Source organism: Streptomyces sp. Rer75 (assembly GCF_013414305.1).
Classification (GTDB): domain Bacteria; phylum Actinomycetota; class Actinomycetes; order Streptomycetales; family Streptomycetaceae; genus Streptomyces; species Streptomyces himastatinicus.
The window spans coordinates 177287-193934 of the sequence record NZ_CP058693.1 but is presented as its reverse complement, the minus strand read 5'-3'; the positions used below and the strand labels follow the sequence as shown (position 1 = coordinate 193934).

1 protein-coding gene is annotated in these 16648 nt (G+C 70.8%); it reads left to right on the top strand.

Features of this window, described 5'->3' with window-relative positions; all coding sequences use genetic code 11:
• Positions 1 to 37 precede the first annotated feature (37 nt).
• Positions 38 to 16579, top strand: coding sequence for a type I polyketide synthase (locus HYQ63_RS44205; protein WP_179932035.1), 16542 nt, complete (start codon positions 38 to 40; stop codon positions 16577 to 16579).
• The last annotated feature ends 69 nt before the right edge of the window (positions 16580 to 16648 follow it).

Genomic DNA, 16648 nt, shown 5'->3' with positions numbered 1-16648 from the left:
TACAGCTCGACATTTTTCCCAGGAGTTGAAACATCCCATGGCCAACGAAGAGCAACTCCGTTCCTACCTCAAGCGGGCGATTGCCGATTCCCGTGAGGTGCAGCGGCGGCTCCGCGAGGTCGAGGATCGGCAGACCGAGCCGATCGCGATCGTCGGTATGGCCTGCCGCTTCCCCGGCGGCGTAGCCAGCGCCGACCAGTTGTGGCGCCTGGTGGCCGAGGGCCGGGACGCGATCACCGGCTTCCCCACCGACCGGGGCTGGGACCTGCACGAGCTGGCGGACTCCGGTGTGTCGGACTCGGTGGAGGGCGGTTTCCTCCAAGGCGTCGGTGACTTCGACGCGGGCTTCTTCGGGATCTCGCCGCGCGAGGCGCTCGCCACCGACCCGCAGCAACGGCTGCTGCTGGAGACCTCGTGGGAGGCGCTGGAGCACGCCGGGATCGACCCGCTGTCCCTCGCGGACACCCCGGCCGGGGTCTTCGTCGGTACGTTCCCCTCGGGGTACACCGAGGTCGCCGGTCAGTCCGGTGAGGACATGGCCGGCCACCTGATCACCGGTGGCTCCCAGAGTGTGGCGTCGGGCCGGGTGGCGTACGTACTGGGGCTGCAAGGGCCGGCGCTGACGGTGGACACCGCGTGTTCGTCGTCGCTGGTGGCGCTCCATCTGGCCGCGCAGGCGCTGCGGTCGGGGGAGTGCCCGCTGGCCCTGGTCGGCGGCGTGACCGTGATGGCGACCCCCGGTACGTTCATCGGCTTCTCCGCGCAGGGCGGCATGGCGAGCGACGGCCGGTGCAAGGCGTTCGCCGACGCCGCCGACGGCGCGGGCTGGTCCGAGGGCGTCGGCATGCTGGTGGTGCAGCGGTTGTCGGACGCCCGTCGTGAGGGTCGGCGGGTGCTGGCGGTCGTGCGGTCCAGCGCGGTCAATCAGGATGGCGCGTCGAACGGGTTGACGGCGCCGAACGGCCCGTCGCAGCAGCGGGTGATCCGCCAGGCCCTGGCCGGTGCCGGGCTGTCGGCCGCCGAGGTGGATGTGGTGGAGGGCCACGGTACGGGCACGGTGCTGGGCGATCCGATTGAGGCGCAGGCGTTGCTGGCGACGTACGGGCAGGACCGGCCCCAGGACCGGCCGCTGTGGCTGGGGTCGCTGAAGTCCAACATCGGCCACACGCAGGCCGCGGCCGGTGTCGCGGGCGTGATCAAGATGGTGATGGCGATGCGGCATGGCGTGGTGCCGCAGACGCTGCACGTGGATGCGCCGTCGTCGAAGGTGGACTGGTCGCAGGGTGCGGTGGAGCTGTTGGCCGAGTCCGTGCCGTGGCCGGAGACGGACCATCCGCGCCGGGCCGGTGTGTCCTCGTTCGGACTGTCGGGGACGAACGCCCACGTCATTCTGGAAGACGTCGCCGAGACCGAGACCGGAACGGAGGAGGACTTCGCACCGGAACCGGCGACGTGGGGCCCCGTGCCGTGGGTGCTGTCGGGGAAGTCGGCGGAGGTGGTGCGGGCGCAGGCTGCTCGGTTGGCGGAGTGGGTGGATGCGTCGCCCGGTGTGGCGGTCCGGGATGTGGGGTGGTCGCTGGCGACGGGCCGGGCTCTGTTCGACCACCGTGTGGCGGTGGTGGGTACGGACCGTGACGAGCTGCTGGCCGGGTTGCGGGCGGTGGTGTCGGGTGAGCCGTCGTCCCTGGTGGTCCAGGGCCAGGCTCGGGGAGGGTCCGGTCTGGGTGTGTTGTTCAGTGGTCAGGGTTCGCAGCGGTTGGGGATGGGTCGGCAGTTGTACGCGTCTTCGGCGGTGTTTGCCGAGGCGTTCGACGCGGTTGCCGCGGAGTTGGACCGTCATCTGGACCGGCCGCTGACGGAGGTGGTGTGGGGCGAGGACGCGGAGGTGTTGGAGTGTACGGGGTGGGCGCAGCCTGCTTTGTTCGCCATCGAGGTGGCGTTGTTCCGGGTGGTGGAGTCGTGGGGTGTGGTCCCGGACTATTTGCTGGGGCATTCGGTTGGTGAGATCGCTGCCGCGCATGTGTCGGGTGTGTTGTCGCTGGCGGATGCGTGTGTGTTGGTGGCGGCCCGTGGGCGGTTGATGCAGGAGCTGCCGTCGGGCGGTGCCATGGTCGCGGTCGAGGCCGGTGAGGACGAGGTCGTCGCGGTCTTGTCGGGTGGGGTGTCGATCGCGGCGGTCAACTCGCCGGGGTCGGTGGTGATCGCCGGTGGTGAGGGTGAGGTCGTCGCGGTGGCGGAGCGGTTCGCTGCGGTGGGTCGGCGGACGAGTCGGCTGCGGGTCTCGCACGCCTTCCATTCGGTGTTGATGGAGCCGATGTTGGAGGAGTTCGAGCGGGTTCTGGCGGGGTTGACGTGGCAGTCTCCGCGGATTCCGATCGTGTCGAACCTGACCGGTGAGCCGGTGGAGGAGAGCCTGTTGTGCTCTCCGGCGTATTGGCTGCGGCAGGTGCGGGAAACTGTGCGGTTCGCTGACGGGGTGCGGTGGCTGGAGGCGCAGGGCGTGCGCACCTTGATCGAGGCCGGGCCGGACGGAGTGCTGTCCGCGATGGCGCAGCAGACCGCTGCTGAGGTCGCGGCGGTGGCGCTGTTGCGTGGGGAGGAGCAGGCCGAGTCCCGTGCGGTGGCCGGGGCGTTGGGCCGGCTGTTCGTTCAGGGTGTTGCGGTCAGTTGGGAGTCGCTGTTCGCCGGGGCTGGTGCTCGGTGGGTGGAGTTGCCGACGTATGCGTTTCAGCGTCGGCGGTTTTGGCCGGATGGTGTGGGTGTGGTGGGGGATGTGGCGGGGGCTGGTTTGGTGTCGGCTGGGCATCCGTTGTTGGGTGCGGTGGTGGGGTTGCCGGAGTCGGGTGGGGTGGTGTTGACGGGGCGGGTGTCGTTGAGGTCGCATCCGTGGCTGGCTGATCATGTGGTGCGGGGGGTGGTGGTGTTCCCTGGGACGGGGTTTGTGGAGCTGGCGGTGCGTGCCGGTGATGAGGTGGGGTGTGGCCGGGTTGGGGAGCTGGTGTTGGAGGCTCCGCTGGTTGTTCCCGCTCATGGCGGGTGTCTGATACAGGTGGCCCTCACCGAGCAGGAGCAGGGTCGTTGGGCGTTGGCGATCCATGCCCGGCTCGATGGGGAGGAGGCGTGGACCCGGCACGCGACTGGGGTGCTGACCAGTCATTCCGCCGGGGAGGTGGGCTTCGACGGTTTGGGCTCGGTGTGGCCGCCCGTAGGTGCGGTGGCGGTCGACACTTCGAAGGTCTACGACACGGTGGCCGACTCGGGTCTGGTGTACGGGCCGGTGTTCCAGGGGTTGACGCGTGCGTGGGCCGAGGGTGAGCGGGTGTGGGCCGAGGTCGAGCTGCCCGAGGAGCAGCGAGGGCTGGCTGGGGCGTTCGGTATGCACCCGGCGCTGCTGGACGCGGTGCTGCACGCCGCGCTGTTCACCGGGGCCGAGACTTCGGCCCGTCTGCCGTTCATGTTCGGCGACGTCGTCCTGCGAGCCTCGGGCGCGACGCAGGTTCGGACATGTGTGACCCGTACCGGGCCTGACGAGGTCAGCGTCGTGGTGGCGGACACGGCGGGTACTCCCGTGTTGTCGATCGATTCCTTGTCGACCCGGCCGCTACCGGAAGGTGAATTCGCTGTCGGCGTGCAGGACACGAGCGTTCTCGTGCCTCAGTGGATGGCACTCGACACCGGGACGGCGTCGGATTCCCGGGCCGATGGCTGGGCCGTGGTGGGCAAGGGCGGGGACTACACCGATCTGCACGCCGTGGCCACGGCTGTCGAAGACGGTGCACCGGTGCCGCCGTGCCTGGTCCTCGCTGTACCCCACCGCCCTGAGGCACCGGTTGTGGGCGCGACGCACGAGGTGACGGTGTGGGTGCTGGAGCAGGTGCAGCGGTGGCTGGAGGAGCCTCGCGTGAGTGGGGCACGGCTGGTGGTGGTCACCCGGGGTGCGGTTACCACGGGTGAGGACGATCCGGTGATGGATCTGCCTGCTGCTGCGGTGTGGGGTTTGGTGCGCTCGGCCCAGGCCGAGAATCCGGACCGGGTCACCTTGGTCGACGTGGAGTCCGAGGCCGGCCTGGATCTCGGTGTGCTGGCGGGTGCGGTGGCCACGGGTGAGGTGCAGCTGGCCGTTCGGGGCACTGTGCTGCGGGTGCCGCGGCTGACTCGTCAAGCGTCGGTCACCGTCGAGTCCACGGTGGTGGAGGGTCCGGTGCTGGTCACTGGTGGTACGGGTGGTCTGGGTGGTTTGGTGGCTCGGCATTTGGTGGTGTCGTACGGGGTTCGGGATTTGGTGTTGGTCAGTCGTCGGGGTGAGCGGGCTGAGGGTGCGGCGGAGCTGGTCGGGGAGTTGGCCGGGTTGGGTGCTCAGGTCACGGTGGTGGCTTGTGATGTCGGGGATCGGGGGGCGTTGGCCGGTGTGCTGGCGCAGTATCCGGTGTCGGGTGTGGTGCATACGGCTGGTGTTGTCGATGACGGGGTCATCGGGTCGCTGACCGGCGAGCGGATGGACCGGGTTCTGGTGCCGAAGGTGGATGCCGCGTGGCATCTGCACGAGCTGACGCAGGACATGGGACTGTCGTTCTTCGTGGTGTTCTCGTCTCTGGCGGGGGTGTTGGGTGGTCCGGGGCAGGGCAACTATGCGGCGGGCAATGTGTTCGCGGACACTTTGGTGCAGTGGCGTCGGCAGGCCGGTTTGCCGGGTGTGTCGATGGTGTGGGGTGCGTGGAGTCCCGAGGTGGGTCTGACGGGAACGTTGTCGGGGGCTGATCTTCAGCGGTTGAGTGGTTCGGGGATGCCGCCGCTGTCGGTGGAGCAGGGTCTGGAGCTGTTCGACCGGGCTCTGGGGGCCGGGGAGCCGGTGGTGGGCTTGACCCGACTGGACCTGGCGAGAATGCGGGCGCTGGGCGACGTACCGCCGCTGATGCGAACCCTTGTCAGGGGACGTGCGGGGCGTCCGACCGCCGGCGACGGGCGCAACGACCCGGATGGCTTCGCTCATCGTTGGGCCACGACCCCCGCCGAGAACCGGTCGCGCTTCCTCGCGGACCTGGTCCGCAGTCACGCCGCCGCCGTCCTGGGGTACACCTCCGCCACCCAGATCGACACCGGCCAGGCCTTCAACGAGTTGGGCTTCGACTCACTCACCGCGCTGGATCTGCGTAACCGGCTCAACTCCGTGACCGGCCTGAGCCTCCCCGCCACGCTGGTGTTCGACTACCCCACGATCGCGGGGTTGGTGGATCACATGGCTCGCCTGCTCGGGGACACACGCGTCCAGGACGTGAGCCTGCCGCCGGTGGTGTCGGTGACCGATGACCCGATCGTCATCGTCGGCATGGCGTGTCGGCTGCCAGGAGGAGTGTCGAGCCCTGACGAGCTGTGGGACCTGGTGAGCGAGGGTCGGGACGGGGTGTCCGAGTTCCCGGCCGACCGCGGCTGGGACATGGACCTGCTGCTGGGCGCGGACGGGCCTGGCTCGGGAGTGTCGGTCACCGCCGAGGGCGGGTTCCTGCATGACGCCGGTGACTTCGACGCCGAGTTCTTCGGGATCTCGCCGCGCGAGGCGGTGGCGACCGATCCGCAGCAGCGGCTGTTGCTGGAGACCTCGTGGGAGGCACTGGAACGGGCGGGGATCGATCCCTCCTCGCTGGCGGGCAGCTCGGTCGGGGTTTTCATGGGAGCGATGCCCTCGAACTACATCGAGGTGGCGGGCCGGTCCGGTGCGGATCTGGTGGGGCACTTGGTCACCGGTGGTTCCCTCAGCGTGCTGTCGGGCCGGTTGGCGTATGTGCTGGGGTTGCATGGTCCGGCGGTGACGGTGGACACGGCGTGTTCGTCGTCGTTGGTGGCGTTGCACTGGGCTTCGCAGGCGCTCAGGTCCGGTGAGTGTTCGATGGCGCTGGTCGGCGGTGTGACCGTGATGGCGACTCCGGACGCCTTCGTCGGTTTTTCTGTGCAGGGTGGTCTGGCGGGTGATGGCCGGTGCAAGGCGTTCGCCGATGCCGCTGATGGGACGGGGTGGTCCGAGGGCGCCGGTGTGCTGGTGGTGCAGCGGTTGTCGGACGCCCGTCGTGAGGGTCGGCGGGTGTTGGCGGTGGTGCGGTCCAGTGCGGTCAATCAGGATGGCGCGTCGAACGGGTTGACGGCGCCGAATGGTCCGGCGCAGCAGCGGGTGATCCGGCAGGCGTTGGCGGGTGCCGGGCTGTCGGCCGCCGACGTGGATGTGGTGGAGGCGCACGGTACGGGCACGGTGTTGGGTGATCCGATTGAGGCGCAGGCGTTGCTGGCGACGTATGGGCAGGATCGGCCGGAGGGTCGGCCGTTGTGGCTGGGGTCGTTGAAGTCGAACATCGGTCACACGCAGGCCGCGGCGGGTGTCGCTGGTTTGATCAAGATGGTGATGGCGATGCGGCACGGTGTGGTGCCGCGAACCCTGCACGTGGATGCGCCGTCGTCGAAGGTGGACTGGTCGCAGGGTGCGGTGGAGCTGTTGGCCGAGTCCGTGCCGTGGCCGGAGACGGACCATCCGCGGCGGGCGGGTGTGTCGTCCTTCGGCGTCTCGGGCACGAACACGCACGTCATCCTTGAAGCGCCCGAGCCGAGCGACTTGCCCGAGGAAGATGGCGAGCCTGCCGCTGCCGCTGGGGCTGTCGTGCCGTGGGTGCTGTCGGGCAAGTCGGCGGAAGCGGTGCGGGCGCAGGCTGCCCGGTTGGCGGAGTGGGTGGATGCGTCGCCCGGCGTGGCGGTCCGGGATGTGGGGTGGACCCTGGCCAGGGGCCGGGCCTTTTTCGATCACCGCGCGGTGGTTACTGGGACGGACCGTGACGAGCTGCTGGTTGGGTTGCGGGCGGTGGTGTCGGGTGAGCCGTCGTCCCTGGTGGTCCAGGGGCAAGCCGTGGGTGGGTCCGGGTCGACTGTGGGTGTGTTGTTCAGTGGTCAGGGTTCGCAGCGGTTGGGGATGGGTCGGCAGTTGTACGGGTCTTCGGCGGTGTTTGCCGAGGCGTTCGATGCGGTTGCCGCGGAGTTGGACCGTCATCTGGACCGGCCGCTGACGGAGGTGGTGTGGGGCGAGGACGCGGAGGTGTTGGAGCGTACGGGGTGGGCGCAGCCTGCTTTGTTCGCCATCGAGGTGGCGTTGTTCCGGGTGGTGGAGTCGTGGGGTGTGGTCCCGGACTATTTGCTGGGGCATTCGGTTGGTGAGATCGCTGCCGCGCATGTGTCGGGTGTGTTGTCGCTGGTGGATGCGTGTGTGTTGGTGGCGGCCCGTGGGCGGTTGATGCAGGAGCTGCCGTCGGGCGGTGCCATGGTCGCGGTCGAGGCCGGTGAGGACGAGGTCGTCGCGGTCTTGTCGGGTGGGGTGTCGATCGCGGCGGTCAACTCACCCGAGTCGGTGGTGATCTCTGGTGATGAGGGTGAGGTCCTTGCGGTGGCGGAGCGGTTCGCTGCGGTGGGTCGGCGGACGAGTCGGCTGCGGGTGTCGCACGCCTTCCATTCGGTGTTGATGGAGCCGATGTTGGAGGAGTTCGAGCGGGTTCTGGCGGGGTTGACGTGGCAGTCTCCGCGGATTCCGATCGTGTCGAATCTGACCGGTGAGCCGGCCGACGCGGATGTGCTGTGTACTCCGGCGTATTGGCTGCGGCAGGTGCGGGAAGCTGTGCGGTTCGCTGACGGGGTGCGGTGGCTGGAGGCGCGGGGCGTGCGCACCTTGGTCGAGGCCGGGCCGGACGGGGTGCTGGCCGCGATGGCGCAGCAGTCCTGTGGCGAGGATGTCACCGTCCTGGCCGCGCTGCGTGGTGCGGACTGTCCGGAGGACACCGCGCTGGCTGCTGCGGCGGGACGGTTGTTCGTCCGGGGTGTGTTTGTTGAGTGGGCGTCGTTCTTTGGTGGTGGCCGGTGGGTGGAGTTGCCGACGTATGCGTTTCAGCGTCGGCGGTTTTGGCCGGATGGTGTGGGTGTGGTGGGGGATGTGGCGGGGGCTGGTTTGGTGTCGGCTGGGCATCCGTTGTTGGGTGCGGTGGTGGGGTTGCCGGAGTCGGGTGGGGTGGTGTTGACGGGGCGGGTGTCGTTGAGGTCGCATCCGTGGCTGGCTGATCATGTGGTGCGGGGGGTGGTGGTGTTCCCGGGGACGGGGTTTGTGGAGCTGGCGGTGCGTGCCGGTGATGAGGTGGGGTGTGGCCGGGTTGGGGAGCTGGTGTTGGAGGCTCCGCTGGTTGTTCCCGCTCATGGCGGGTGTCTGATACAGGTGGCCCTCACCGAGCAGGAGCAGGGTCGTTGGGGGTTGGCGATCCATGCCCGGCTCGATGGGGAGGAGGCGTGGACCCGGCACGCGACTGGGGTGCTGACCAGTCATTCCGCCGGGGAGGTGGGCTTCGACGGTTTGGGCTCGGTGTGGCCGCCCGTAGGTGCGGTGGCTGTCGACACTTCGAAGGTCTACGACACGGTGGCCGACTCGGGTCTGGTGTACGGGCCGGTGTTCCAGGGGTTGACGCGTGCGTGGGCCGAGGGTGAGCGGGTGTGGGCCGAGGTCGAGCTGCCCGAGGAGCAGCGAGGGCTGGCTGGGGCGTTCGGTATGCACCCGGCGCTGCTGGACGCGGTGCTGCACGCGGCGTTGTTCACCGGGGCCGAGACTTCGGCCCGTCTGCCGTTCATGTTCGGCGACGTCGTCCTGCGAGCCTCGGGCGCGACACGGGTCCGTGTGTGCCTGACCCGTACCGGACCTGACCAGTTCAGTGTCGCGGTGGCCGACACGGCGGGTGCTCCGGTGCTGTCCATGGGGGCGCTGTCGACCCGGCCGCTGTCGGATGGCGATGTCGCCTCCCTGCACCAGAACACGACGGTGCTCGCGCCGCAGTGGACCGACGTGGCGGGCGTGGACGCCGGCGACGCGCCGGACCGGCGTGCGGACGGCTGGGTGCTGGTGGGACCGGCCGCCGACCATGCCGACCTGGACAGTCTGTCCACGGCGGTCGAGGGCGGCGCGCCGGTGCCGCCGTGCGTGGTGCTGGCCGTACCCCATCATCCCGAGGGCCCGGTCGCGGAGCTGACGCACGAGGTGACGGTGTGGGTGCTGGAGCAGGTCCAGCGCTGGCTGCGGGAGGAGCGGTTCAGCGGCACGCGGCTGGTGGTGCTCACGCGGTCGGCCGTCGGAACGGGTGAGGGCGACCCGGTGACTGACCTGCCCGGTGCGGCCGTTTGGGGCTTGATCCGTTCCGCCCAGTCCGAGAGCCCGGAGCGGATCACGCTGGCCGACCTGGCGTCCGACGACGCCCTCGATCTCGCCGCGCTGGCGCGTGCGGTCGCGACCGGTGAGCCGCAGGTCGCCCTTCGAGGCGGTGCGGTGCGCGCTCCCCGCCTGTTCCGGTACGCGCCCACCGGCGAGGTTGGCGAGCCGGTGGACGGCACAGCCGGCACAGAGGGCACGGTGCTGATCACCGGTGGTACGGGCGGTCTGGGCGGCCTGGTGGCCCGGCATCTGGTGCGCGTGCACGGCGTACGGCACCTGCTGCTGGTCAGCCGCCGGGGTGAGCGGGCCGAGGGCGCGCCCGAGTTGGTCGCGGAGCTGGCCGAGTTGGGCGCGCAGGTCACCGTTGCGGCCTGTGACGTCTCCGACCGGGAGGCCCTGGCCGGGGTGCTGGCGGCTGTGCCCGCGGACCGCGCCCTGTCGGGTGTCGTCCACGCCGCCGGGGTGCTGGACGACGGGGTCATCGACTCGCTGAACGGTGACCGGGTGAGCCGTGTGCTCGAGCCGAAGGTGGACGCCGCATGGCATCTGCACGAGCTGACCCGGGACATGGACCTGTCACTGTTCGTGGTGTTCTCGTCCATGGCCGGGCTGCTCGGCAGTCCGGGGCAGGGCAACTACGCGGCGGGCAATGTGTTCGTGGACGCGCTGGCGCAGTGGCGCCGGCAGGCAGGCCTTCCCGGCGTGTCGCTGGCCTGGGGGGCCTGGACCTCCGAGGTCGGGCTGACCGGGAAGCTGTCGGAGGCCGACCTGCGGCGGATGAGCGCGCTGGGCATGCCGCCGCTGTCGGTGGAGCAGGGTCTGGAGCTGTTCGACCGGGCCCTGCGCGGCGATGTACCGGTGCTGGGATTGACCCGGCTGGATTCGGCGGCCCTGCGTGGCCGGGGCGGCGGACTTCCAGCGATCATGGGATCGCTCGTCCCCGGTGGTATCGCCCGCCCGGTTGCCGGAGACGACCGTCAGGACCCGAACGGCTTCGCCCAGCGCTGGGCGGCCACACCGGCCGAAGAACGGCCGCGTTTCCTGCTCGACCTGGTCCGCGGGCACGTCGCCGCGGTGCTGGGGCACGGCTCGTCCAGCCGGATCGACACCGGCCAGGCGTTCAAGGACCTGGGCTTCGACTCGCTGACCGCGGTGGAGCTGCGCAACCGGCTCGGCGCCGTGACCGGCCAGAACCTCCCCGCCACGTTGGTGTTCGACTACCCCACGATCGGCGAGCTGGCCGATCATCTGGCCGGCCTGCTCGGCGACAGCCGTGCCCAGGACGTGATCCTTCCCCCGACGGTGTCCGTCACGGACGACCCGATCGTCATCGTCGGGATGGCCTGCCGTTACCCCGGTGGCGTGTCGAGTCCTGACGGCCTGTGGGACCTGGTGATCGAGGGCCGGGACGCGGTCTCCGGCTTCCCCACCGACCGGGGCTGGGACCTGGACGAGCTCTTCGGTGCCGGGGCCGGTGCATCGGTCACGGCCGAGGGCGGTTTCCTGGAGGGTGTCGGTGAGTTCGACGCGGGGTTCTTCGGGATCTCGCCGCGTGAGGCGGTGGCGACCGATCCGCAGCAGCGGTTGCTGCTGGAGACCTCCTGGGAGGCGCTGGAACACGCCGGGATCGACCCGTCGTCGCTCACGGGCGCCCCGGTCGGGGTCTTCGCCGGTGCGTTCCAGTCGGGGTACAGCGAGCTGGCCAGCCGGTCGGTGGACGACGTGGCCGGTCACCTGATCACCGGTGGGTCGCAGAGTGTCGTCTCGGGACGTATCGCCTATGTACTGGGCTTGCAGGGGCCTGCGGTGACGGTGGACACGGCGTGTTCGTCGTCGCTGGTGGCGTTGCATCTCGCCGCGCAGGCGCTACGGGCGGGCGAGTGCCCCCTGGCACTGGTCGGTGGCGTGACCGTCATGGCCACGCCGAACACCTTCGTCGGGTTCTCCTCTCAGGGCGGGCTGTCCGCCGACGGCCGGTGCAAGGCGTACGCGGACGCGGCGGATGGCACCGGCTGGTCCGAGGGGGTCGGTGTGCTGGTGGTGCAGCGGCTCTCCGACGCCCGTCGTGAGGGGCGTCGTGTGCTGGCGGTCGTACGGTCGAGTGCGGTGAACCAGGACGGTGCGTCGAACGGCTTGACGGCGCCGAACGGTCCGTCGCAGCAGCGGGTGATCCGCCAGGCGCTCGCGGGTGGCGGGCTGTCGGCCGCCGAGGTGGATGTGGTGGAGGGCCACGGTACGGGCACGGTGCTGGGCGATCCGATCGAGGCGCAGGCGTTGCTGGCGACGTACGGGCAGGACCGGTCCAAGGACCGGCCGCTGTGGCTGGGGTCGCTGAAGTCCAACATCGGCCACACGCAGGCCGCGGCCGGTGTCGCGGGCGTGATCAAGATGGTGATGGCGATGCGGCACGGGGTACTGCCGCAGACCCTCCACGTGGACACGCCGTCCTCCAAGGTCGACTGGTCCCAGGGCGGGGTGCGGCTGCTGACCGAGCCCGCCCCGTGGCCCGAGAGTGACCATCCGCGTCGGGCGGGCGTGTCGTCCTTCGGCGTGTCCGGCACGAACGCCCACGTCATCCTGGAAGCCCCAGAGCCGGTCGGCCTTGTCGAGACTGACGTCGACAGGGAGGGCCGTTTGTTCGGGGAAGTGGTGCCGTGGGTGCTGTCGGGCAAGTCGGCGGAGGCGGTGCGGGCGCAGGCCGCACGCCTGGTGGAGTGGGCCCAGGCCGCTCCTGAGGTGGACGCGGCCGACGTGGGGTGGGCGTTGGTGTCCACCCGGGCGTTGTTCGACCACCGCGCGGTGGTCACCGGGGCCGGCCGCGACGAGCTGTTGACAGGGCTGCGGGCCGTCGCCGCGGGGGAGCCCGCACCGCAGACCTTCCAGGGACGCGTTGATGTGGACGCCGGGGCTGGTGTGGTGTTCGTGTTCCCGGGTCAGGGGGCGCAGTGGGTGGGGATGGCGGAGGAGTTGTTGGTTTCTTCGCCGGTGTTCGCTGCGGCGATGGCGGAGTGCGGGCGGGTGCTTGAGCCGTTCGTGGACTGGTCGCTGCTGGATGTGTTGGGTGATGAGTCGGCGTTGGGGCGGGTGGATGTGGTGCAGCCGGTGTTGTGGGCGGTGATGGTGTCGCTGGCGGAGGTGTGGCGGGCGTGTGGGGTGGTGCCGTCGGCTGTGGTGGGGCATTCGCAGGGTGAGATCGCGGCGATGTGTGTGGCTGGTGGCCTGTCGTTGTCCGACGGGGCGCGTGTGGTGGCGCTGCGGAGCAAGGCGATCGGTGACACTCTCGCGGGTCGGGGTGGTATGGCGGCGGTGTCGCTGCCCGCCGGCCGGGTCGGGGAGCTGATCGGGGGGTGGGGTGGTCGGTTGTCGGTGGCGGCGGTCAATGGCCCGGCGTCGGTGGTGGTCTCCGGCGAGCTGTTCGCGCTCGAGGAACTCGTGGCCCGGTGTGAGGTCGAGGGGGTGCGTGTGCGGGTGATTCCGGTGGATTACGCCTCGCACTCGCCGCACGTGGAGGAGATCCGGGACCGGCTGGTGGAGGAGCTGGCCGCGGTCGCTCCGCGGTCGTCGTCGGTTCCGGTGTATTCCTCCGTCACCGGTCACCTCATGGACACCTGCGAGGCCGATGCCGGGTACTGGGTGCGGAATCTGCGGGAGACCGTACGGTTCGAGGAAGCTACCCGGGCGCTGATCGCGGATGGCCGGCAGGTCTTCGTGGAGGTCAGTCCGCATCCGGTGCTCGCCGCCTCGGTCCAGGAAACCCTGGAGGCCGCCGACCAGAGCGGTGTGACCGTGGGGACGCTGCGGCGTGGTGAGGGTGGCGCCCGGCGGATGATGGCGTCCTTGGCGGAGCTGTTCGTCCGGGGCGTCCCCGTCTCCTGGGAGGCGGTGTTCGCCGGGACCGGTGCGCTGCGGGCCGAGTTGCCGACGTACGCCTTCCAGCACCAGCGGTACTGGCCCGACGTGCTGACCTCGACGGGTGATGTGACAGGGGCGGGGCTCGCCTCGGCCGAGCACCCTCTGCTCGGCGCGATGGTGCGGCTGCCCGAATCCGGCGGGATGCTCTTCACGGGCCGGATCTCGTTGCGCTCGCACCCATGGCTGGCCGACCACGTCGTGCGCGGGATGGTGGTGTTCCCGGGCACCGGCTTCGTCGAGCTGGCGGTGCGTGCCGGGGACGCCGTGGGCTGTGACCAGGTCGGTGAGCTGGTGCTGGAGGCGCCGCTGGTCATCCCCGCCCACGGCAGCTGCCAGGTGCAGGTTCTCCTCACCGAGCGGGACCACGGCTGGGCGGTGGCCGTCCACGCGTGCCCGGACGGCGGCGACACCTGGACCCGGCACGCCACCGGTGCGCTGAACCGCCGAGCGGCCAACGATGGCGTCTTCGACGCGCTGGACGCGCCCTGGCCGCCTGCGGACGCCACGGTCGTCGACACCTCGGGCGTCTACCGCACCGGCGCGGAATCCGACATCGTCTACGGTCCGGTGTTCCAGGGCCTGACCCGGGCCTGGACCCAGGGCGAGGATCGGGTATGGGCCGAGGTCGAGCTGCCCGAGGCGCAGTGGGCGCAGGCCGGCGGGTACGGCATCCATCCGGCGCTGCTGGACGCGGTGTTGCACGCGGCGGTGTTCACGGGGATGGCCTCGGCGGAGTCCGCGCGGTTGCCGTTCATGTTCACCGATGTGGTCCTGCGGGCGTCGGGTGCGACCCGGGTCCGGGTGTGTCTTACCCGTACCGGCTCGGACGAGATCAGGATCGCGGCGGCCGACGGCTCGGGAGCTCCGGTGCTGTCGATCGGGTCGCTGCTGACCCGGCCGCTGCCGGACGGGGATTTCGCCGCCGGGCCCCAGGACACGGTGGTGCTCGCGCCGCAGTGGGCCGAGCTGGACGCCGGGCGGGCCGCCCGGGCCGCCCGGGCCGATGGCTGGGCCGTGGTGGGGTCCGGCGCGCAGTACGCGGACCTGGCCGGCCTGGTAACCGCCGTCGACGGCGGGGCTCCGGCGCCGCACTGTGTGGTGCTGACCGTGCCCCACCACCCCGGGGGCCTGGTCGTGGACCTGACGCATCAGGTCACGGTGTGGGTGCTGGAGCAGATGCAGCGCTGGCTGGACGAGCCCCGCCTGAGCGGCGCACGGCTGATCGTACTCACCAGGGCGGCGGTCACCACCGGCGAGGACGATCCGGTGACCGACCTGCCCGCCGCCGCGGTGTGGGGCCTGGTGCGCTCCGCCCAGACGGAGAACCCGGACCGGATGACCCTGGTCGACCTCGGCGCCTCCGACAGCCTCGATCTCCAGGGGCTGGCCGGCGCGGTGGCGACCGGTGAGCCTCAGCTCGCGATCCGCGGTGCCGCGGTACGGCTGCCGCGCCTGATCCGCCGTACGCCGACCGCCCCGGATCCCGTGGCCGTGGACGGCCCGGTCCTGGTCACCGGCGGCACCGGTGGTCTGGGCGGCGCGGTGGCACGGCACCTGGTGCGTGCGTACGGGGTGCGTCAGCTGGTGCTGGCCAGCCGCCGGGGGGACCGTGCCGAGGGCGCGGCCGAACTGGTCGAGGAACTGACCGAGGCGGGCGCGCGGGTCACGGTGGTGGCCTGTGACGTGTCGGACCGGGGCGCCCTGGCACGGGTGCTGGCAGAGCACCCGGTGTCGGGTGTGGTGCACACCGCCGGTGTGCTCGATGACGGCGTCATCGGCTCGCTGAACGGTGAGCGGATGGGCCGGGTGCTGGCGCCGAAGGTGGATGCCGCCTGGCATCTGCACGAGCTGACCCGGGACATGGACCTGTCGCTGTTCGTGGTGTTCTCGTCCATGGCCGGACTGCTGGGCGGCCCCGGGCAGGGCAACTACGCGGCGGGCAACGTCTTCGTGGACACCCTGGCCCAGTGGCGTCGGCACAACGGCCTGCCCGGCCTGTCGCTGGCGTGGGGCGCGTGGACCACCGACATCGGGTTGACCGGCACCCTGACGGACGCCGACATGCGGAGGATGGCCCGTTCGGGCATGCCGCCGCTCTCGGTGGAGCAGGGCTTGGCCCTGTTCGACCAGGCCCTGTGCGCCGACGAGGCGGTCGTGGGGCTCACCCGGCTGGACCCGGCGGTGCTGCGTGGTCCGGAGAACCTCCCGCCGCTGCTGCGGTCGCTCGCCGGCGGGGTGGTGCGTCCGGTCGCGGACGACGACCGACACCGTGCCGACGACTTCGCGCGGCGTTGGGCGGGGGTCGTGGCCGCGGACCGGCCGCGGTTCCTGCGGGACCTGGTCCGTGGGCACGTCGCCGCTGCCTTGGGGTACGCCTCCGCCGACGGCGTCGACAGCGGCCAGGCGTTCCGCGAGCTGGGCTTCGACTCGCTGACCGCCCTGGAGCTGCGCAACCGTCTCGCCGGTGCCACCGGCCTCCAACTGCCCGCCACGTTGGTCTTCGATCACCCGACGGTCAGCGATGTGGCGGACTACCTCGGCACCGCGCTGGCGCAGTCCCCGGGGGCCGCGGCCCCGGCGGCGGGGGCTCCGGCCGGGCCGCCGGTGGGGACGCGGCGGGAGGACATCTTCGGCGAGCTGTACATCCGCGCGGTGGAGAACCGGCAGGTGGAGGAGGCGCACGAGTTCGCGCTGAGCGGGGCGGCGCTGAGGCCCAAGTTCGCCAGTGCCGAGCAGCTGGCAAAGCCCCCGGCGGTGGTCAGGCTGTCGCCCGGGGACACCGGACCGCACCTCATCTGCGTCTGCCCGCCGGTGCCGCTGCCGCTGACCGGACCGGACGTGTACCTGCGGTTCGCCGCCGAGTTCGCGGGCACCCGGCGGGTCTCGGCGATCATGCCGCCCGGGTTCGACGAGGGCGAGGACCTGCCGGCGACCGACGAGGTGCTGGTGGACGTGCTGGCGACCGCGATCGTGGAGCACGTCGGCGACGACACCTTCTCCCTCGCGGGTGCCTCGTCCGGAGGTGTCCTCGCCTACGAGGTGGCGAAGGAGCTGGAGCGGCGCGGGGTGGCCCCGGCCGGGGTCGCGCTGCTGGACTCGTACCGGATGAACGACCAGGTCATCAGGAAGTGGGACAACGACCTGGCGGGCCGTTCGTTCATCGGCCTGGACTCGGGCAGCATCGGCTTCGAGGAGATCACGGCCTTCGCCTGGATCTGCGCCCGTCTGCTCATCGACTGGGAGCCGGGAGGCCTCGCCGCCCCCGCCCTGCTCATACGGGCGACCGACCCGATCGTCCGGGAGGAGGGCGTGATCTGGCAGACCAATCTGACGTCGATGTCCGCCGTGGTCGACGTCCCCGGTGACCACTTCTCCATTCTGGAGAGCGAGCATGTGGCGCACGTGGCCGAGGTCGTCCACGAGTGGCTGATGAAGACCGAGACGCAGGGGTGAGGTACGCGCCTCCCTCCGGGCTGCGGTGATCGTCGCTCGGAGGGAGGCGCCGCCTACGCCGAGTGCCGC